The sequence below is a fragment of the Roseibium sp. genome (genome assembly GCF_965232425.1).
Lineage (GTDB): Bacteria > Pseudomonadota > Alphaproteobacteria > Rhizobiales > Stappiaceae > Roseibium.
In genome coordinates, this window is record NZ_OZ246971.1 from 2,806,402 (window position 1) to 2,826,433 (window position 20,032).

Here is a 20,032-nt window from a genome sequence, read left to right on the forward strand (position 1 = left end):
CTTCCTCAGCCGAGCCGGTCGCGCTTTGCGAGCGTGCGCAGGCGCAGTGCGTTCAGCTTGATGAAACCGGCGGCGTCCTTCTGGTCGTAGGCACCCTGGTCGTCCTCAAACGTCACCAGTTCTTCCGAGTAGAGCGAGTAGGGTGACGACCGGCCGACCAGAATGACATTGCCCTTGTAGAGCTTCAGCCGGACCGAGCCGGTGACGTGCTCCTGGCTTTTGTCGATCAGGGCCTGCAGCATCTCGCGCTCCGGCGAGTACCAGAAGCCGTTGTAGATCAGCTCGGAATAGCGCGGCATGAGCTCGTCCTTGAGGTGCGCCGCACCGCGGTCGAGCGTGATCGATTCCATGGCCCGGTGCGCGGTCAAAAGGATCGTGCCGCCCGGCGTCTCGTAGATGCCGCGGCTCTTCATGCCGACGAACCGGTTTTCGACCATGTCGAGGCGGCCGATGCCGTTGTCGCGGCCATAATCATTGAGCTTTGCGAACAGCGTTGCCGGGGACATCTTTTCGCCGTTGAGCGAGACCGCGTCTCCCTTTTCGAAGCCGATTTCGATCTCGGTGACGACATCCGGTGCTTCGGTCGGATCAACCGTGCGCTGGAAGACGTAATTCGGGGCTTCCTCTGCCGGGTCTTCGAGCACCTTGCCCTCGGACGAGGAGTGCAGCATGTTGGCGTCGACGGAGAACGGCGCTTCGCCGCGCTTGTCCTTGGGGACCGGGATCTGGTGCTTCTCGGCGAAATCGAGCAGATCCGTGCGGGACTTGAACGACCAGTCGCGCCACGGCGCAATCACCTTGATATCCGGGTTGAGAGCATAAGCGGACAGTTCGAAACGGACCTGGTCGTTGCCCTTGCCGGTTGCACCGTGGGCAACCGCGTCGGCACCGGTTTCCTCGGCGATCTCGATCAGGCGCTTGGAGATCAGCGGACGGGCGATGGACGTGCCGAGCAGGTAGACACCCTCATAAACGGCGTTGGCGCGGAACATCGGGAAAACGAAATCCCGGATGAATTCCTCGCGAAGATCGTCGATGTAGATTTCCTTGATGCCGAGCATCTCGGCCTTCTTGCGCGCGGGCTCCAGTTCCTCACCCTGGCCGAGATCGGCCGTGAAGGTGACGACTTCGCAGCCGAATTCGGTCTGCAGCCATTTCAGAATGATCGATGTGTCGAGGCCGCCGGAATAGGCCAGAACAACTTTCTTGATGTCTCCATGCGCCATGTTTGGGAAAGTCCAGTTCGATGTCTAGGGCGGCTTTACCGCACCGTTGAAAATTTGCGGCAATTTATCCGTTTCGCCGCGCGGCGCAAGCCCTTCCGGATGGCCAAATCGTCGCCTTTTGGTGCGGGCGCGGCGTCAGGTGCCGAGCTTGATCGAGATCTTCTGCATGAACTCGGTCGCGCGGTCGTCGTCAACCTGCACCGTGGGTGTCGGAACACTTCCAATCTCGAGGTCAAGTGCGAAGTCCCGCCACGCGTTGACGGTCTCTGCAAACCGTTCCGGGGAGCTGCAGGCCGCTTCCGCGTCTTCATTGCGGTCGGCGTACCGGTGGTTGGAAATGTATTTGTCTACCGAAAACCGGAGACCCGATTCGCCGGGCTGCACCGGCGCATCCCTGTCCTGATCCGTGCTGTTGCCGTCCAGCAACCGGGCGGCAAGGTAATGCCTTCGGATGCGTTCCTGGCCCCGGCGGTCCTTGACGATGCCCTTCTGCAGCGTGAAGCGGGACAGGTCCGGCCAGGCGTAGACCTGCTCCTCATGGCCTTCGACGAACCTGATCGCCTCCCGGCTGAGTTCGATGAATGTATCAGCCCTGGGCCGGCGCAAGGTGAAGAGAACAGTTGCGCCAACGGCAATCCCGATCGCCAGATAAACGAAAAAACTCAAATCAAGTTGCCCAAGCAACATGTAAACCACACCGGCTACCGCAGCTCCCGCGACCGCTGATTCACCGATCGCCCACAAATAGAGCTTTGCAAGGTCAGGTCTGAGGATGAGCTTGTTTGCGGCCGTCACTGAAAAACCAAAACCGGAGGGAAAGGAAAACGGGGTGTCATTTGCCTTGATATGACGGGAACCCGTTCAAGATCAATGATGGTCTGTGACCAAATGCAGCGCTTTGCCTCCCCGATCCCGGCTCGCGCGTCGCCTGGCCGGAATGACGAACAACTGAACAACCTCATCCTGAGGAAGCGCGCCAGCGCTGTCTCGAAGGACGGGTCCCGCGTTCAGAGCCTGCCGCCCATCCTTCGAGACGGACCCTATGGTCCTCCTCAGGATGAGGTCATGGGGAAGCGTGGCTGATCGGGTGCCGGATTGCGTGTCGAAGTGATGTCATCCGCAGCACTTGTTGCCTCGTTGGACCGGCGGGCAGGGCACGGTTGCGTAAGAGCAAAAGACGCAGCAATCGCCGGGCCTGGGTTTGAGAACCGCATGGCAGGACCGGCAGTCGTAGAACCACCGGCAGGCGTTTTCCGGCATGGTTTCCTCGGCGGATGATCCGCATTCGGGACAGGTGATCACGCTTTGAAGAATCGGTGATTCCGTAGCGTTTTGATCCAAAACCCGTTCCTCTCGAGGCTATTCCGCCGCTGCGCGGGTTGCGGAGGCAGTGCCGTATTTTGCCAGGAAAAGATCGACGCTTTCCTCGATGATCCTGCCGATTTCCTCGCGACCCGGAACGCGGGCGGCATAAATGTTCGGGAAGAAGGCGCGGGACTTTATCAGCCCCAGGAACTGTTCGGCGGCAACGGCCGGATCCTTGGCCTTCAACTTGCCTTCCTCCGTCGCGCGTTCGATAAACTCCGCGAACACGACCAGCTTGGTCATGCGGGCGTTCATGTCGGCAGCCAGTTCGGGGTCGCGAATGGTCTCGCTCATGATCATGCGGGCAAGGCTCATGAAACACGGATTGATCATTAGCTCGCCTTCGGCCCAGCCGAGCCTTACAAGCGCATCGCGGATGGGAAGGTCGGGATCATAGGGAAGCTCGAGCGCAGAGTTGATCTGGTCGGCCAGGCACTGGTTGATGGCCCGGAACAGGACGTCCTTGCTCTCGAAATGATTATAGACTGTCCGCTTGGAAACCTGGGCGCGTTCGGAAATGCGGTCCATGCTCGCCCCGGCATAACCTTTTTCCTGAAACTCCGCGATCGCGGCTTCCACGATCTGTTTTTTCTTCTGGTCGGATACGGACATGTCGTGCTCAGTTCAGCCCTGTTTGCATTGTTCTTGTTTTCTTTGCCCCGTTCTTTTTTCCCAAAAAATGCGCTCTATGTAAACTAGGGCGTTTACAGACGCGGAAGTCGGTATTACACTGCACAGTGTAGTTTACACCCCTTAGCCAGAAAAGGCCAGCCAAGGGAGACGCCTCATGTCAATAACACTCAAGATCAACGGGGAAACGCGCACGCTCGATGCCGACCCCGAAAGCCCGCTGCTGTGGGCTCTGCGCGACGAACTGGGAATGACCGGCACCAAATTCGGCTGCGGAATTGCGTCCTGCGGTGCCTGCACCGTGCATTGGGACGGTGTTCCCATCCGGTCCTGCCAGACCTTTGTCGGCGATATGGACGGTGCCGAGATCACCACTATCGAGGGCATCAATGGCAAGGCCGCCGACGCGATCCAGGCAGCCTGGAACGAACTCGACGTGCCGCAATGCGGCTATTGCCAGTCCGGCCAGATCATGGCGGCGACCGCGCTCCTGAGCGAAACGCCCAAGCCGACCGACGAAGATATCGATGCCGCCATGGACGGCAATGTCTGCCGCTGCGCCACCTATGCCCGCATCCGCAAGGCGATTCACCTTGCGGCCGACAAGATGGAGGGTTGATCCATGTTGCATCTGTTGCAGAAGCCGCTTGAAGCGGCTGCGCCGACACGGCGTACGTTCCTGAAGATCTCTGCCGGAACCGTCGGCGGTCTCGTGCTGGCGATGAACCTGCCGCGCGCTGCCCAGGCGGCGGCCGGAGACGGCGAGTTCATCCAGCCCTTCGTGCATATCCGGCCCGACAACACCGTTATTGTCCTGTCCAAGCACCTGGACAAGGGGCAGGGAACGGCAACCGGTCTGTCGACGCTGGTCGCCGACGAACTTGACGCGTCCTGGGAGCAGGTCACGGTCGAGCATGCGCCGTCCAATCCGCAGGTCTATGCCAATACCCTGTTCGGTGTGCAGGGCACCGGCGGATCCACCGCGATGGCCAATTCCTTCATGCAGTACCGGCAGGCCGGTGCCGCCGCGAAGGCGATGATCGTTGCCGCCGCCGCCCAGGAATGGGGCGTCCCGGCCGGTGAAATCACGGTGTCCGACGGTGTCGTCAGCCACGGCTCCGGCAAGTCCGCCACGCTCGGCGAACTCGCGGGCCTTGCGGCACAGCAGGACGTCCCGGCGGTACCGGTGCTCAAGACACCGGATCAGTGGGTCTATATCGGCAAGTCCTTCCCGCGCGTCGATGTGAAGAACAAGACGATCGGCGCTCCGAATACCTACACGATGGACTTTCAGCGGGACGACCTGCTTGTTGCCGTCGTGGCCCGCGCACCCCGGTTCGGGGGCAAGCTGAAGTCGTTCGATGCGACCGAAGCCAAGGCCGTTCCCGGCGTCGTCAACGTGCTGCAGATCCCGAATGGGGTTGCCGTCGTCGCCACATCCACGTGGCCGGCGATCAAGGCGCGCGATCTCCTGGAGATCGAATGGGACGACAGCGCTGCGGAAACCCGGTCCAGCGACGCCATGATGGCGGAGCTGAAGGACATGACCGCAAAACCGGGCCTGAAAGTCCGCGAAGACGGCGATGCCGACGCGGCCCTTGAGGGCTCGGCGCGGGTGATCGAAGCCGATTTCGAGTTCCCGTTCCTGGCCCATGGTGCCATGGAACCGCTCGATGCGGCGCTCCTTTATGACGGTGAAAGTGCTGAGCTCTGGCTCGGTTCGCAGATCCAGACGATCGATCACAACGTGGCGGCAACGATCCTCGAGGTGCCGTTCGAGAAGGTGAAGATCAACACCATGTGGGCGGGCGGATCGTTCGGCCGCCGTGCGCAGGCGGACAGCCATCCGGTTGCGGAAGTCGCCTTCCTGGCCAAGGCGATGCTGGCCGCCGGCATGGACCCGGCCCCGGTCAAGATCGTGTGGACCCGCGAGGACGATATGGCCGGCGGCTACTACCGTCCGATGTCGGCGCACAAGATCAAGGTCGGACTGGACGCGGACAACAACGTCACCGCGTTCAAGTACCACATTGCGGCCAAGTCGATCATCAAGGGCACGCCTTTCGAGGCGATGCTGATGAAGGACGGTGTTGATCACAACATGACCGAGGGCGCGCATGACACGACCTACGCGTTCCCGCTCATGAACATGGATCAGTCCTACCAGGAAACCCAGGTTCCGGTCCTGTGGTGGCGGTCCGTCGGCCACACCCACACGGCCTACGTGATGGAGACCATGGTCGACCGCATCGCCAAGGAGGCGGGCAAGGATCCGGTCGCGTATCGCCTGGAACTGCTCAAGGATGACCCGCGTAAGGCAAATGTCCTGAAACTGGCCGCCGAGAAGGCCGGCTGGGATACGCCTGCCGCCGAGGGACGCCACCGGGGTGTCGCCGTGCACAAGTCGTTCGGCTCCTATGTGGCCGAAGTGGCGGAAGTCTCCTTCCGCGACGACGGTACGGTGAAGGTGGAGAAGGTGGTTGCCGCGGTCGATTGCGGCACGCCGATCAACCCGGACAACATCCGGGCGCAGGTCGAGGGCGGTATCGGTTACGGACTGGGCGCAATCCTGCGCAACCAGGTCACGCTTGCCGATGGCGTTGTCGAAGAGACCAACTTCGACACCTACGAGCCGATCCGGATCTCCGACATGCCGGAAATCGAGGTGCATATCGTTGCGTCCAACGAAGCGCCGACCGGCATCGGTGAGCCGGGCACGCCGCCGATCGGACCGGCGGTCGCCAATGCGATTGCTGCCGGGAAAGGCGACTGGGTCACCAACCTGCCGTTGACGAAAGCCGGTCTGGTCTGACCGCCTGCGTGAAGCGATCAAAAAACGAAAGGCCGCCGGAGGGCGGCCTTTTCCGTTTGAGGGGTGCGGGGTCTATTGACCGATCCTGTATTCCTCGGGAACGAAGAACGTGAAATCGCGCTCGGCCACACCGAGATGACAATCATGGCAATAGGTCATGAGGTGCGGATTGTCGCCGGTCGTGTCACCGAAGATCGACCCGTCCGGGATGACCATGAAGTAACGCCAGTCGGCTGTTTCGGGACTTGTGCCCTCAGGGAGTTTTTCCATCCCGAACATTGCGCCGGGGAAAACACGGCCATCACCGGTGACCGTGACGCTGTCCTTGGCTAGGACGGAGCCGACAGGCAGTTTTTCGCCGTCCTTCAGGATCGCGTAATTGACCGCGATGGCATTGGCGTAATTGTTGACGTAGCGCTGTCCGTGTGTCGCAGAAACAAAGGGCGCGTCGTTGAAGATTTCCCAGGACTGGTAGTTCCGGATTTCATCCAGCTCCGATCCGGCGTAGAGCCCGGCCATGCGCACCTTCAGGCCATCGTAGATCTCGCGGGCTTCGTCCTTGGTCAACTCGGCCGGGTCCTCGATGGCGATGTGGCTGTCGGACGGTTCCGACTGCGCGAGGGCGTCCACGAGTACTGCGGATAGAATCAGCAGGGCCAGAAAAATCAAAACGGTTTTGCTCATAATGCACTTCCTTCACAATATCGGCGTCAGAGGCCCGTGCAGGTGAAGTGGTTGCCGATCATGGTAATACAAGCTTCCTGCAAAGACTTGAAAGAAATGAAGTGTTTCACCGCCTTGTGTGCGGTGTTTACCGGGTCGGGGCGCCTTTCCGGCATAGCCGAGACAGGCCGGAGGCCGCCGGCCTGGCTCCCCGGCCGGGGAGGCCGTCGGCAAAATTACGCAGGATCTAAAGGCGATCCGGCTCGCGGCGCCATCACGCCGCTCAACCTTGAAAGACAAGCAGGTTTCGAGAAGTTCAGGAAGCCGCCAGCGCTTCACGTTCCTTCTTGCGCATACGTTCGGAGGCCGACTTGAGCTGGCCGCAGGCCGCGAAAATATCGCGCCCGCGCGGTGTGCGGATGGGGGACGCATATCCGGCGCGATTGACGATGTCCGCGAATTCCTCGATCCGTTCCCAGTCAGAGCATTCGTACTCGGAGCCCGGCCAGGGATTGAACGGGATGAGGTTGATCTTCGCCGGGATGCCCTTGAGCAGGCGCACAAGGTCCAGTGCGTCCTGGTTGCTGTCGTTGACGCCTTTCAGCATCACGTATTCAAACGTGATTCTCTTGGCATTCGAAAGACCCGGATAGTTGCGGCAGGCGTCCAGAAGTGCGTCGATGTTCCACTTCTTGTTGATCGGTACCAGAATGTCGCGCAGGTCGTCGCGTACGGCATGGAGCGAGATTGCCAGCATGCAGCCGATCTCGTCGCCGGTGCGGAAAATCTCTGGCACGACGCCCGATGTCGACAAGGTGATGCGGCGCTTGGACAGCGACAGTCCATCGCCATCGGAGGCGATCAGCAGCGCCTTCTTGACGTTGTCGAAATTGTAGAGCGGTTCACCCATGCCCATCATGACGATGTTGGACACCAGACGGCCCTCGCTCGGGACGATGGCACCCTGGGGCGTGTCGGCATCGGGAAAGTCGCCGAGGCGGTCACGCGCCATCAGTACCTGGGAGAGAATTTCCTCAGCGGTGAGATTGCGTACCAGCTTCTGCGTGCCCGTATGGCAGAACGTGCAGGTCAGCGTGCAGCCGACCTGGGAGGAAACGCACAGCGTGCCGCGGCCTTCTTCCGGGATGTAGACGGTCTCGACTTCAACGGGGCGGCCGGCGCCGCGCGGCGGAAAGCGAAACAGCCACTTGCGGGTTCCGTCGACCGAAATCTGTTCGGAGACGATTTCGGGGCGGGCGATGGTGAAGGCCTCGTCCAGCTGTTTGCGCAGATCCTTGGCAATGTTCGTCATCTCGCCAAAGTCGGAGACGCCGCGGACATAGAGCCAGTGCCAGAGTTGGGAGGCGCGCATGCGCCATTGCTTTTGCGGTACGCCGATCGTGCCGAGAGCTTCGCCAAGTTCCTCGCGCGAAAGACCCACGAGCGTAGGCTTTTCCTCACCGGACAGGGATTGCGCCGCTGTCGCAGTCACCGTAGGCGCGTTCGGATTGTCCCGCGCGATGTCGAGCGTCATTGCCATGATGTGATCCGTATCGTGTCCGGCGCTCTGCGATGCGTTGATACACGCAGCCGCGGCGCCCGGAGCGCCTGCATCGGCAGGCCCTTTGTCAAGCGCTTCCAAAACCACAGATGAGCTGAAAAATCAAGGTGCCGGGCTTTTCCGGCCGCACGGATATGCCGCTCCCGGTCAGACGGTTCCGACCGGGATGTCCCGAACAGCGGGCGAAAGCTGCGCTAGCGGCAGGCCTGGGCCGCCGTGTCTATGGCCGCAGTCACGCCGGACAGCGAAAATTTGTAGGTCGTCCGGGTTCCGCGGCTCGATTCGCCGTTGACCGTCATCTCACGGCCCGCCTTCATCGCGGCAACAAGCTGGGCCTCGGTCGCAGCGTTTTCGACCCAGGCTCCGTCATTGTTGGTGAAAAGCGTAAAGCCCTTGCCGTCAACGTCGACGTTGACGGAAGACTTGTCCTTGAACGGATAACCGACAACGAGGCTGGGCTCTGACGAGACACCTTCTGCGGGACGCGACGTCACGAAGAAAAAGACCTCTCCGTGATTGCGGTCGCCCGGCAGCATTGTGGTCGGCTTCGTCAGCGCGTAGCAAACCTTGCCGCCACCGCTTGGCGTCGTGTACGCCGCCCAGTCCTTGTGTTGCTTCAAAAGCGTCGGGGTCTGCGCGAAAGCTGCTGCACTTGAAACGGCCAGGCCTGCGAGGGCCAGTACCAGCGATTTTGCTTTCATCATCTCCACACCATCTGGCTATGAGTTTTCGTCAAATTTGATGCAATTGCCGTCGTTCTTATAAACCTAGCTTTAATGATAACTTAAAGCTGGTTACGAAAGGGTTGAAGCCTTGGCCGGGCAATTGCGGGTTTTTGACGTTCCTGCCGATTGATCTCGATTATTTCTGTTTCCCCTATTGGCTCTTGCGGTTAATCGCGGCAACAGTGTGGCAGAAACAGCTGAACCCTCTTTCGAAAAGTTTCGAACCTGCTAAAGAATAGGGTCGGAAAGGGAGCACGACAGCTTTTGGTGCAAGCGCAGTATTTTTCAGATCTGATCGTCAAGGTCGCGGCTGACCGCGACAAGAACGCATTTGTTGAATTGTTTGATCACTTTGCCCCGCGGCTGAAGGGCTACCTGATGAAACAAGGCGCGGACGCGGCAGTGGCGGAAGAAATCGCGCAAGACGTCATGGTCACGCTCTGGCGCAAGGCCGATCTGTTCGATCCCAGAAAGTCGTCGGCGAGCACATGGCTGTTCCGTGTTGCGCGCAATCGCCGCATCGACCGGCTGCGGCGGCAGAAGACCGCAGACCTCGATCCGGAAGAACCCGCGCTTCAGCCGGCACCGCTTCCGGACGTTTCGGAAGAGATGGATGCACGGCTGCGGGAAGAGCGGGTACGTGCTGCAATCACCAAGCTGCCGGAAGAGCAGATGGAAGTGGTCCGGCTCGCGTTTTTCCTCGGCCAGTCCCACAGCGAGATTTCCGAGACAACCGGCTTGCCGCTCGGAACCGTCAAGTCGCGTATCCGGTTGGCCTTCGGCCGGCTGCGTCAGCTGATCGAAGCCGACGAAGCGGTCGATGTGGATTAGGACACGGACGCATAAATGAAGCCGATTTGGCGGCAGAAATGGCAAAATCTCTCGAGGAAGCGTGTTCAGAGCGGGCTTTTTGCCCGGTCAAGCGCGGTGATGCTGCGAGGTGAAGCCAATTTGCCGTCCTTCGAATTTGGCCGTTTTGGTCATCTGCCTTGTCGCGAAAGCCTTGAAAATGAAACACATTTCCTGCGCTCTCGGTTCTCGCAGCTGGTCAACAGGATCCAAGCCAAATTGACTTCATTTGTGAGTCCGTACCCTGGGCCGGCGTGCGCGGCTGCGGCTGTCTCGCTGCTTCTCGTGGCCCCGGGCCAGGCCAGTTCGCTTCCGGACGGGTTTGTTTATCTGAAGGACCATGTTCCCGATATCCGCCATGAAATCCGGTACGCAGGCCGGGATAATTTCATGCGCAAGCGGCTGCCGGGATACAATGCCGGCGAATGTGTCCTGACCGAAGCGGCGGCCAAGGCGCTCGGCAAGGTGCAGAACGCTGCCGTCGGCAAGGGATATTCCCTGGTGGTCTTCGACTGCTACCGTCCGCAAAGCGCTGTGGACGCGATGGTCGCCTGGGTCGGATCGGGCAAGGGAACGGACCCGGCCTATTTCCCGAATGTCTCGAGATCGCAGCTGATTCGGCAAGGATATATCGGTGCCAAGAGCAGTCATGCGCGCGGTTCGACAGTCGATGTGGGTCTTGAACGCCTGTCCGCCCGTCAACCGGCTGAAGACAGGGCCACTGTCTGCGCCCGAACGGACCGCGGCACAGTCGATTTCGGAACGCCGTTCGATTGTTTCGACCCGGCAAGCCGAACCGAATCCACTGCTGTTTCCAAAACGGCACAAGCCTACCGCCGCGATCTCGTGGCGCTCATGCGCAAGGGCGGGTTTCGCAATTATCCGGGTGAATGGTGGCACTTCACCCTGACAAACGAACCCTTTCCGCGCCGCTCGTTCGATTTCGCCATTGATCGAAGATGACCCCGCCCGTCGTCAGTCGGCGAACAGGGGAACAAATTCCGAAACGGCGGTATCTGTGTACTTCGATCCGGGAAAAACGGTTTCGATCTGCAGCTCCAGCCAGGTGGTCTCGACCGGCTGCGCAAAGCTGAAGCTGCTTGCCCGCATCGTGTCGGGCAGTGAAATGACCTGGGTGTCTCCGCTGGAAAGGGTCACCCGGGCCGTGCGGACCCGCGCATTCTTGCCAAAGATGTCGCGGTTTTTCGCATAGCCGTTGACGATCTCAAACCCGGCGAGTTGCCGGGGCCGGTCGAATGAAAGCACGATCCGCTCCCCCGCTCCGTTTCCCGACACGCCTTCCACCCACGCGGTTGCCAATTTGCCGTCGAACAGATTGTTGGGGCCGTAGCGGTTGCCAAGCTGCGGGTCCAGCATGGAACTCGCGCAGACATCGAATGCGCCGCCTGAACCGGACGCTGAAGCGCAGTGCCTGCCGGCAAATCTGGGCAGCGGCGCGTGGGCCGTCTGGGGAGAATTGAGCGCAAGCGCCGCGGTCTTCGGCGGCGTGGACGGTGCCGCGCCCGGTTCCGATTTTCCGCCGAAGTAGAACTCGCCGATCAGGGCCTCGTTGAGCCAGGGGAGCTGGCGCTGACCCGTCGAGACATAGACGCTCTCGCGCACCTTGCCCATCAGGTGGCGCACTTCGAGGTCGGGCGTATCGATCAGGCGGGCCAGCGCCTCGGTGAACGGGCTGTTGTTTCCGGTACCGTCCAGCGCCACGTCTCCCGGTGCCGTCGCAAAGGCGATCATCATGCCCGCGGCATTGGCTTCCAGACGCGCGAGCCCGTTGGAGGTGCCCCTTGAGAGGGACCGCGGCAGCGGATTGTTCCGGCAGGCATCGAAGAAAACAAGCTTCAGCCGCGCGCCGGAAATCTCCATGATCTCCAGCAGATCGTTTGCCTTGATCGCCTGGCCGGGGAGGTCCGTGGAGGCGATGATGTCGGCATCGACCGGAAGCAGCCAGTTGCGTCCGTTCACCTGAACACCGTGCCCGGCGTAGTAGACAATGGCCACATCCGCGCCCTGGGCCTTGCGCCCGAACTCCGTGAGGGCCGCGGCAAAGGCGACCTTGTTCCCGTCAATGAGGCGCACCACGTCGAAGCCCAGACCCGACAGCTTGCGGCTCATCAGATTGGCGTCGTTCGGCGGATTGCGCAGTGCCGACATCGTCCGGTAGGCGCCGTTTCCAATGACAAGCGCAACCCTTTCGGACGACGCCCCGGCCGCGCCGGGCGGCAGGGTAAAGAGCAGAACACACAGTATCGACACGAGATATTTGAAACGAACAATCATCGATCTTCCCCCGGCAATTCCTTCAAGAAAACCGCCCGTTGCCGCGAATTGCAAGATCCCGTGTCCAGCCGCCCGAGACCGATGCTCAAAAAGAGCTCTTGACCTCAACTTAGGTTGAGCCCCTAGGTAGGGGCGGCATTGAGCGAAGTCCTGTTCTCAAAAAGAGATAAACCACTCATGACAGCCACATTCGAGCAACCCGGGGAAGCCCGGTGGAGCGATGTCCTTTGGGGAGCGCATGCACCCGTTTCCGCGGTTCTGGCGGGCGGTATCATTCTGCATGCGGTCAACATCAATATTTCGGCCACCATGCTGCCGACGATCGTCGCGGAGATCGGTGGCCAGAGCCTTTACGCCTGGAATGCCACCTTGTTCACGCTTGCCGCGATCCTGAGCGCGGCGATCACCGGAAAGATCCTGAACCGGATGGACGTGAAACGGTCGTTTGCCCTGTCCGGCGCCGTGTTCGCGCTGGGCAGCCTGATCACCGCGCTTGCTCCGGACATGCCGGTGATGCTTGCCGGGCGCTCGGTGCAGGGCGCCGGTGGCGGCATGATGTTCACGCTGTGCTACGCGATGATCGTTTTCGCCTACCCGGAACGCCTGTGGTCCCGTGCCGTGGCGCTGCTCTCCGGCACCTGGGGCATCGCCATGCTGTTCGGGCCCGCCATCGGCGGCATGTTTGCCGAGTATGACATCTGGCGCGGCGGCTTTGCCGCGCTGATCCCGGTCACGGCGGTCTACTCGCTGATCGCCTGGCGGCTCCTGCCGACAGTCGGGGACACGCTGCCGCCGGCGGGACCTATCGCCTTCGGCCAACTGGCGCTGCTTGCGGGTGCCGTGCTGGCGGTTTCGGCGGGATCGCTCGCTGGATCGTTCGGCGGTGCGGCCGTCGGCGTCGTCGTCTCGATCCTTCTGGTGCTGATGCTTATGCGCCGTGAAAACGCGTCCGATATCCGCCTGTTTCCGAAGGGGGCGATGTTGCACGGAACCCCGCTTTTCCTGTCATTCGCGGTAATGTCGCTGCTGATTTTCTGCGTGAATGCAGAGTTTTTCATGCCCTTTTATCTGCAGCGCCTGCACGGCCTGTCTCCCCTGCTGGCCGGTTACATCGCGGCCCTGATTTCCATCGGCTGGTCATGTGCGGAGGTTTATTCCGCGCGCTTCACCGGGAAAGCCATGCACAGGGTGGTGTTCGCGGGGCCGGCCGTCCTGCTCGCAGGCACGCTGGTCCTGGCGGCCGCGACACCGGCCCATGATGTCACCGGGGCGGGGCTGGCGGGGTTGCTATCGCTCGCGCTCATTGTGGTAGGGGCCGGCATCGGCCTGAGCTGGCCGCACCTGAACACGTTCGCCCTGCAATATACCGACGACTCGGAAAAGGAAAACGCGGCGTCCGCCCTGTCGACGATCCAGATGTTCGCCGTGTCGTTCGGAACGGCGGTCGCAGGCCTGGTTGCCAATCAGACAGGTTTCAATACCCGCGACGACATTGCAGCGACGGCGAACTCCGCCGCGTGGCTGTTCCTGACCTTTGCGCTGATGGCGGTCCTCGCCTGGGTTGCGAGCCGCTCGCTTCTCACGAAACTGAAGGAACACGGTGCATAGGCTCTGCTTCCGGTCCGGACCGCATTCCGGTCTGTTCGCGGCTGCTGCCCGGGCGCCGGGTCAGGTGCCCGGAACCTTGCGGCCCTTGCGCATGACCGGACCGCCGCTCACGTGTTTCGCGCGCTGGCTCGTGGGGGCTCCTGACGAGACGGGACGTTCCGCATAGCGCCCGAGTGCCCGGTGACGGTCATACATGACGATCGCTCCGGCCATGGCAACGTTCACGCAGAACTTTGTCGGGATCCGGACCACGTGATCGCAGCGCTCCAGCATCTCGGGCGACAGGGATCCCCGTTCCGGCCCAAGGACATAGGCCGCCTGAAGGGGGTGTCCGAAACTCGGCAGGTCAATGGACTCGTCGGTCAGTTCTATCCCCACCAGCTGACAGCCGCGCGGCAGGTCCATCGTGTCGACGCTGTCCCAGGTGAACACCGGCAGGTGTCCGGGGCTCTTGGAGGTATCCGACGGAGGCGCGGACCGGATTTTCTGATCCGCGTCGACGGTGAAAAAGAAGTTCGCGCCGAAGGCGTGGGCCGATCTCATCAGCGTGCCCAGATTCATGCGTTTTGAAAGGCCTTCCGCTCCAATTGCAAAATATCCGCGCATTTCTTCGTCCCGTTTGTCCCCGTGCGAGCCTCATACCGGAAAGCAGGCCGGTTTTGAACCGCCCGCTTAGCCGGAATGCCTATAGGTCCTCTCGTCAGGACTTGCTAACGTTGCACCCTTGCGGCACTGCCGCACCCGTCTACGCTCGTGTTGTCCAGAGGTTCCCTTGAAAGCCTGTCTTTGCAAATCCTTCGGTCCGGCGTCCAGCCTGGTGATCGAGCAAATCGACGAGCCGGTCGCCGGTCCGGGCGAGGTCGTGGTCAGGGTGGAGGCGTGTGCCCTCAACTTTTTCGACACGCTGATCATCCAGGGCAGGTACCAGTTCAAACCTGAGTTCCCGTTTTCGCCGAGTGCGGAGTTCGCCGGCATTGTCGATGCCGTCGGTCCGGGCGTCACGGATGTTGCGGCCGGTGAGCGCGTGATGGGATACATGAAGTGGGGCGCAGCGCGCGAAAAGGTGCTGGTGCGATCTGCGGACGTGATCCGGATTCCGGAGGGCGTTTCGTTCGAGGTCGCCGCGGGGCTCGCAGTGACTTACGGGACGACGCTTCATGCCTACAAGGACCGGGCAGATCTTCAGCCGGGCGAGACCGTGGCTGTCCTGGGAGCTTCCGGCGGTGTCGGTCAGGCCGCGGTTGAGATTGCCTCCGTGATGGGCGCGAAGGTCATTGCCTGCGCTTCGTCAGAAGACAAGCTCGCCTTTGCCCGTTCACTTGGTGCGGACCTGACCATCGACTATTCGAAAGAACCACTGAAAGAGCGGCTCAAGGAGCTCACCGGGGGCGCGGGGGCCGATGTGGTTTATGATCCCGTCGGCGGAACCCATTCCGAACAGGCGCTCAGGGCGGCCGCCTGGGAAGGCCGGTTCCTGGTGATCGGCTTCGCCGCCGGAGACATTCCGAAGATACCGCTCAACATCGTCATGCTGAAAGGTGTGGATGTACTCGGCGTGTTCTGGGGTGCTGCCGTGGAACGTGACCCGGAAGGCCACCGGAACAACATGACGCGCCTGCTTGACTGGGTACAGGAGGGGCGTTTGAAGCCGCATATCCACGCGGTTTATCCCCTGGAAGAGATCGCCGTCGCGCTGGACGAGATTGCCGCACGCAAGGTGCGCGGCAAGGTGATCCTGAAGCCTCGGGCCACCTGACCCGGGACCCGAACAAGGACTGGACGCTGCCATGACCACAGTCTCGAGCGACCAACAGGCCGGCGGCGGTCCCTCAGGTCTTCAGTCCGGTGCTGCCTGGATGCGCGGCAGGGTCATGCCGATCGCCGAGGCATCGATCCCGCTCAATGACTGGGGCCTCATCCATTCCGACATCACCTATGATGTCGTGCCTGTCTGGGAGGGCGCGTTCTTTCGGCTCGGGCTCTACGTTGAGCGGTTTTTCCGGTCAATGGAAAGTCTCCGCCTGGATCCGGGACTGAGCGAATCGGATGTGAAAACCGTGCTGCATGATCTCGTGTCCGCGACCGGGCTGAAACGCGCCTATGTCGCGATGGTGACATCAAGAGGCGTCAATACCGTCCCCGGATCGCGCGATCCAAGGGATTGCAGGAACCACTTCTTTGCCTGGTGCGTGCCCTATATTCATGTCATCCGGCCGGATATCGCGGCGTCCGGCGCAGCCGTTCATGTGGCCCGGACGGTGACCCGCATCCCTGCGTCCAGCGTCGATCCCAGGGTGAAGAACTATCACTGGGGCGACTTCACGAAAGGGCTCTTCGAGGCAAAGGACGCCGGTGCGGAGACCGTGTTGCTGCTCGACGGGGAGGGAAATGTCACGGAAGGCCCCGGTTTCAATGTCTTTTCGATCAAGGACAATTGCCTGGTGACGCCTGACGATGGTGTTCTGGAGGGCATCAGCCGGCGGACGGTGCTGGAAATCGGCGCTGAATTGGGATTGGTGACGCAGACGAGGACGCTGCCGCTCGAAGAATTGCTTCAGAGTGACGAGGTCCTGATCTCGACATCCGGTGGCGGGGTTGCGCCGGTCACGAAAATCGATGACCGCCTGTTTTCGAACGGATCGCCGGGTGAAGTGACCCTTACGATCAGGGAAAGGTATTTTGCCTGGGCCAACAGCCCGCAATACCGTACCGAAATTGACTATCGGGCCGAGTGACCGGATTCAGACTATGCTTCGAACACCGCGATGACAGGTGCGTGGTCGGACGGCTTTTCCCAGCCTCGCGCTTCGCGGATCACCGATGTCGACTTGACATGTGATGCCAGCGGGCCGGAGACCCAGACATGATCGAGCCTGCGTCCCTTGTCGGCTTTCGACCAGTCCTTCGCCCGGTAACTCCACCAGGTGTACAGCTTTTCTTCCAGTGGCGTGAACCGGCGCATGGCGTCGAGCCAACCACCCGCCTCGCGCACTTTCTCGAAGAGGTCCGTTTCGACGGGCGTATGTGACACCACCTTGAGAAGCTGCTTGTGTGACCAGACGTCGTGTTCATAGGGCGCAACGTTCAGATCGCCCACGAGCACGGCCGGACGGTCCGTTTCCTTTCCCTTCAGCCAGCCCTTCATTTCGTCCATGAAGTCGAGCTTGTGGCCGAATTTCGGGTTGATCTTGCGGTCCGGTTCGTCACCGCCCGCCGGCACATAGAAATTGTGCACGCGCAGGCTTGCGCCGTTGAAGGGAATATCGACAGCGACGTGCCTGCTGTCTCCGACATTGCAGAAGTCCCGCTTCTCGACGTTGCTGAGCGGACGGCGGGAGAGTGTGGCCACACCGTGATAACCCTTCTGCCCGTTGATGGCGATATGCTCGTAGCCGGCCTTGCGGATGGCGTTTTCCGGGAAGTTCGCATCCGGGCACTTGGTCTCCTGAAGGCAGATGACGTCGGGTGCGACCTCGTCGATCAGCTTTTCGACGATCGGCATGCGCAAGCGCACGGAATTGATGTTCCAGGTTACGAGCTTGAGCCGATCTTTCATCGTCAGGTATCCGCAGCAGTTGAAGTCCGCACAGTCATACGGATTCGGACGGCAAGCGCAATATGCCGTCTCACGAGTCCCTGTCCACACACATTGCTGCTGCCGGTTTGGTCGCGCCGCTCACCGGGCCGGCCTAGGAAATCTGCGATTTCGAAGCTGCCTCGTCTAGTTTTCTAGACAAATGGACAGAAAGACAATTTGACAAAATTGTTATTTGAGTCCATTTTGCACTTGCGAGATGATGCTCTCTCAGAGGCCGCCGGAAGGTGGTTCTCCAAAAACACGCCAATAATAGCCAAGCGCCAAATAATAATAACAAAGTAAAACTCCGAGTCGGATGAAGCGGCGACGGAGCTATCTTTGTTGTTAATTATTCTTTAATTTCAATATGTTGCAAAAAAGTGACTCCATTTTTCAATCTAAAGCTGAGGTCGAAAATGCTCTTGAGGTGAATCGGTAAAAATGATTTCAGTTATATCGAGCAGGCAATTTATTGGCTCTAAGCTCGGTGAGCGTTGTCAATAAGCTGAGATGTGAAAGATTTTTGGGGTTTTCACTTTGATGTGTTTGCTTGTGATCGAAAAAACTTGGAGATTACTATGAAACTTAAGGGCTTGATGCTCGGCGTGGCAGCTGCTGCTACCGCTACAACCGCTCAGGCGGCCGATCTTCCGGTTGCTCCGGAGCCGGTCGACTACGTACGCGTCTGTGACGCTTACGGCTCCCGCTTCTACTACATCCCGGGCACCGAAACCTGCCTGCGCGTTGGTGGCCGTCTGCGTACGCAGTTCGTCGTCAACAACGTTCTGGAAGACGGTAACTGGGAAAACCGTGATCAGGACGGCTACGACTGGCTGACACGCGGTTACGCTTACCTTGATGCCCGCAACGCGACCGAATTCGGTACGCTGCGCGCCTATGTTGCCCTGCGCATGCAGGTGGAAAACGGCGAAAACGGCTTCAAGCTGGACGCTGGTTACATCCAGTGGGGCGGCCTGACAGCCGGTTACCTCGGCTCCAACTTCAACATCTACACCGGTCAGGCCTTCATCGGTGTCGTCACCCGTGACTGGTCCGACGTGACCACGAACCAGCTTGCCTACACCGCTGCCTTCGGCAACGGCTTCTCCGCAACGCTGGCTCTGGAAGACCGGTCTGACCGTGAAGTCGGCGACTACGGCGGAACGCGCATGCCCGACGTTGTCGCGGCTCTCGGCGTCTCCCAGGGCTGGGGTTCCGCACAGCTCTCCGGTGCCCTTCACCAGGTCTACCCGGACGCAGCCTTCAACAGCACGAACACTTCGGGCGATGAAGACAGCCTCGGTTGGGCAATCGGTGCCGGTGCGGTCGTGAACCTGCCGTTCGCGAATTCCGGTTCCAACATCTACTTCCAGGGCTTCTACGCTGACGGTGCACTGTCTTACATCGGTAACGGCATCACGGGCGTCTCCGTGGTCAACAACGCCGGCACGACTCTCGGTTCCGTCTCCGACTACGGCGGAAACGGCGACAAGAGCACGGGTTACTCCCTGTCCGCAGGTGTGTACATCCAGGCAACGCCGACCATCGGTGTGGCACTTGATGGTTCCTATGCTCACGTTGACCAGGAAGACTTCATCGGCAACACCGATGCGGATATCGACCGTTGGGCAATCGACGGTTCCGTACAGTGGGAGCCGGTCTCCGGTTTCGTCCTCGGTGCCGACGTAGGTTACGCCAACACCAGCGCCGACATCACCGGCGAAAACGTTGACGACCTCGACGAACTCCTCTTCGGTGTTCGTATGCAGCGTACGTTCTAATCCCAGGATTAGGATCTGGCTGAGAAAGATTGACCTCCTCTCAGTCAACAGGCCCGGCAGACTCCAAACTGCCGGGCCCCCCCTTTCACGACGAAAGCGGGCGCCGGCTCAAGCCGTCACGACGGGACGTGCACTCTGGTGTCAGGCGACGACGCTGTTTTCAAGAAGCTTTCTGAGCGGCGCATAGGAGCGGCAGATCTGCTCTTTTTCCTCGGTCCTGGTCCTGATCTGATCGAAGGACATCCTGACGAATTCGCACAGGTCCTCGAAATCCACCTGCCCGAGTGACAGCCTGTCCCTGAAAGGTTCAAGCGCCGTGCCGATGGCCTCGTTGCAGATGCGCATGATGTTCTTTTTCTTGGTCTTGTCGATGCCTTCCAGGATCTGAAGGATCTCCTCGCCGTGAGGCATCTGCAACATCATCTCGCACGGTTTCGCGCTGAGGTGCATGAACGCGATGTCCAGCCGCGCGCCGAGATCCTCGACGTCGGTGCATTCTTCCGAGATCAGATTCGCCGACTTGCGCACATGATGCTCAACCGCGTCGTAGATCAGTTGTTCCTTGCAGTCATAGGCGTTGTAGAGCGTCTGCCGGGCGACACCGGCAGCCGTCGCGATTTCGCTCATCGTTGTTTTCTTGACGCCATAATGAGAAAAAAGTTGAAGAGCTGTCTCAACAATCTTTGTTTCACGCTCGTTCATTCATGCCCCCGGAATTATTTTTGTTTTTTCACTTTTTAGTGTCCGTGGGCAATTGAGTCCATATGAGGGACAATTAATGCGGTGTGTTTTTCTGGCGACCGCCAGATTTTGTGTGTCTTGCCGGGTGTTTTCCGGGTCGAGTCTTGCGTATTACTGGTTGCAATGCAAGAGATTGCATTGACAAATTTGCTGAAAACTGTTCGACGGCAAGGCTTTGGCGCGATGTTAGTCTTAATAA

At 60.2% G+C, this 20,032-nt stretch carries 19 protein-coding genes; 8 read left to right on the forward strand and 11 right to left on the reverse strand.

What is annotated here, in order from left to right:
* Positions 1 to 5 precede the first annotated feature (5 nt).
* From ACO08A_RS12925 to ACO08A_RS12940, 4 genes are all read right to left on the reverse strand, one after another.
* Positions 6 to 1,226, reverse strand: a complete 1,221-nt coding sequence (locus tag ACO08A_RS12925) for an argininosuccinate synthase (RefSeq protein ID WP_319384461.1) — start codon at positions 1,224 to 1,226, stop codon at positions 6 to 8.
* A 135-nt stretch (positions 1,227 to 1,361) separates the two neighbouring features.
* Positions 1,362 to 1,892 carry a hypothetical protein gene (locus ACO08A_RS12930; RefSeq protein ID WP_422041433.1) on the reverse strand — a complete coding sequence of 177 codons (531 nt, stop codon included), beginning with the start codon at positions 1,890 to 1,892 and terminating at the stop codon, positions 1,362 to 1,364.
* A gap of 447 nt (positions 1,893 to 2,339) precedes the next feature.
* Positions 2,340 to 2,540, reverse strand: coding sequence for a GDCCVxC domain-containing (seleno)protein (locus ACO08A_RS12935; protein ID WP_422041756.1), 201 nt, complete (start codon positions 2,538 to 2,540; stop codon positions 2,340 to 2,342).
* 45 nt (positions 2,541 to 2,585) lie between these two features.
* Entirely contained in the window at positions 2,586 to 3,203 is a 618-nt protein-coding gene (locus ACO08A_RS12940) for a TetR/AcrR family transcriptional regulator (RefSeq protein ID WP_422041434.1), read from the reverse strand.
* Positions 3,204 to 3,378: 175 nt separating this feature from the next.
* Here ACO08A_RS12940 and ACO08A_RS12945 point away from each other — a divergent pair, with 175 nt between their 5' ends.
* Together ACO08A_RS12945 and ACO08A_RS12950 are read left to right on the forward strand one after the other, a co-directional pair.
* Positions 3,379 to 3,840 carry a (2Fe-2S)-binding protein gene (locus tag ACO08A_RS12945; protein WP_422041435.1) on the forward strand — a complete coding sequence of 154 codons (462 nt, stop codon included), beginning with the start codon at positions 3,379 to 3,381 and terminating at the stop codon, positions 3,838 to 3,840.
* A gap of 3 nt (positions 3,841 to 3,843) precedes the next feature.
* Complete coding sequence (locus ACO08A_RS12950) at positions 3,844 to 6,033, forward strand: molybdopterin cofactor-binding domain-containing protein (protein ID WP_422041436.1); 2,190 nt, start codon at positions 3,844 to 3,846, stop codon at positions 6,031 to 6,033.
* Positions 6,034 to 6,105: 72 nt separating this feature from the next.
* On the opposite strand, the gene ACO08A_RS12955 is transcribed toward ACO08A_RS12950, so the two are convergent.
* From ACO08A_RS12955 to ACO08A_RS12965, 3 genes are all read right to left on the reverse strand, one after another.
* Positions 6,106 to 6,717, reverse strand: a complete 612-nt coding sequence (locus tag ACO08A_RS12955) for a cytochrome P460 family protein (RefSeq protein WP_422041437.1) — start codon at positions 6,715 to 6,717, stop codon at positions 6,106 to 6,108.
* Between the two features lie 295 nt (positions 6,718 to 7,012).
* Entirely contained in the window at positions 7,013 to 8,236 is a 1,224-nt protein-coding gene (gene rlmN / locus ACO08A_RS12960) for a 23S rRNA (adenine(2503)-C(2))-methyltransferase RlmN (RefSeq protein WP_422041438.1), read from the reverse strand.
* Between the two features lie 215 nt (positions 8,237 to 8,451).
* A complete protein-coding gene (locus ACO08A_RS12965) occupies positions 8,452 to 8,961 on the reverse strand; it encodes an invasion associated locus B family protein (RefSeq protein WP_422041439.1) in 510 nt (169 codons plus the stop codon).
* Positions 8,962 to 9,246: 285 nt separating this feature from the next.
* On the opposite strand from ACO08A_RS12965, the gene ACO08A_RS12970 reads away from it, so the two are divergent.
* The gene (locus ACO08A_RS12970) at positions 9,247 to 9,813 is read left to right on the forward strand and encodes a sigma-70 family RNA polymerase sigma factor (RefSeq protein ID WP_422041440.1); all 567 of its coding nucleotides are present in this window, start codon (positions 9,247 to 9,249) and stop codon (positions 9,811 to 9,813) included.
* Between the two features lie 303 nt (positions 9,814 to 10,116).
* Positions 10,117 to 10,794, forward strand: coding sequence for a M15 family metallopeptidase (locus ACO08A_RS12975; RefSeq protein WP_422041757.1), 678 nt, complete (start codon positions 10,117 to 10,119; stop codon positions 10,792 to 10,794).
* 12 nt (positions 10,795 to 10,806) lie between these two features.
* On the opposite strand, the gene ACO08A_RS12980 is transcribed toward ACO08A_RS12975, so the two are convergent.
* Entirely contained in the window at positions 10,807 to 12,126 is a 1,320-nt protein-coding gene (locus ACO08A_RS12980; protein ID WP_422041441.1) for an NADase-type glycan-binding domain-containing protein, read from the reverse strand.
* Positions 12,127 to 12,303: 177 nt separating this feature from the next.
* On the opposite strand from ACO08A_RS12980, the gene ACO08A_RS12985 reads away from it, so the two are divergent.
* A complete protein-coding gene (locus ACO08A_RS12985; RefSeq protein ID WP_422041442.1) occupies positions 12,304 to 13,734 on the forward strand; it encodes an MFS transporter in 1,431 nt (476 codons plus the stop codon).
* 60 nt (positions 13,735 to 13,794) lie between these two features.
* Here the strand turns inward: ACO08A_RS12985 and ACO08A_RS12990 are convergent, their stop codons facing one another.
* Positions 13,795 to 14,340, reverse strand: coding sequence for an RNA methyltransferase (locus ACO08A_RS12990; protein WP_422041443.1), 546 nt, complete (start codon positions 14,338 to 14,340; stop codon positions 13,795 to 13,797).
* Between the two features lie 166 nt (positions 14,341 to 14,506).
* Between ACO08A_RS12990 and ACO08A_RS12995 the strand changes: the two genes are divergently transcribed.
* Both ACO08A_RS12995 and ACO08A_RS13000 read left to right on the forward strand, forming a co-directional pair.
* Positions 14,507 to 15,490, forward strand: coding sequence for an NADPH:quinone oxidoreductase family protein (locus tag ACO08A_RS12995; protein ID WP_422041444.1), 984 nt, complete (start codon positions 14,507 to 14,509; stop codon positions 15,488 to 15,490).
* Positions 15,491 to 15,521: 31 nt separating this feature from the next.
* Positions 15,522 to 16,469, forward strand: coding sequence for an aminotransferase class IV (locus ACO08A_RS13000; RefSeq protein WP_422041445.1), 948 nt, complete (start codon positions 15,522 to 15,524; stop codon positions 16,467 to 16,469).
* An 11-nt stretch (positions 16,470 to 16,480) separates the two neighbouring features.
* Here the strand turns inward: ACO08A_RS13000 and xth are convergent, their stop codons facing one another.
* A complete protein-coding gene (gene xth, locus ACO08A_RS13005; protein WP_422041446.1) occupies positions 16,481 to 17,290 on the reverse strand; it encodes an exodeoxyribonuclease III in 810 nt (269 codons plus the stop codon).
* A 599-nt stretch (positions 17,291 to 17,889) separates the two neighbouring features.
* Between xth and ACO08A_RS13010 the strand changes: the two genes are divergently transcribed.
* A complete protein-coding gene (locus ACO08A_RS13010; RefSeq protein WP_421980060.1) occupies positions 17,890 to 19,092 on the forward strand; it encodes a porin in 1,203 nt (400 codons plus the stop codon).
* A gap of 141 nt (positions 19,093 to 19,233) precedes the next feature.
* Here ACO08A_RS13010 and ACO08A_RS13015 read toward each other — a convergent pair whose 3' ends face one another.
* Entirely contained in the window at positions 19,234 to 19,719 is a 486-nt protein-coding gene (locus ACO08A_RS13015; protein WP_422041447.1) for a TetR/AcrR family transcriptional regulator, read from the reverse strand.
* Positions 19,720 to 20,032: the final 313 nt, after the last annotated feature.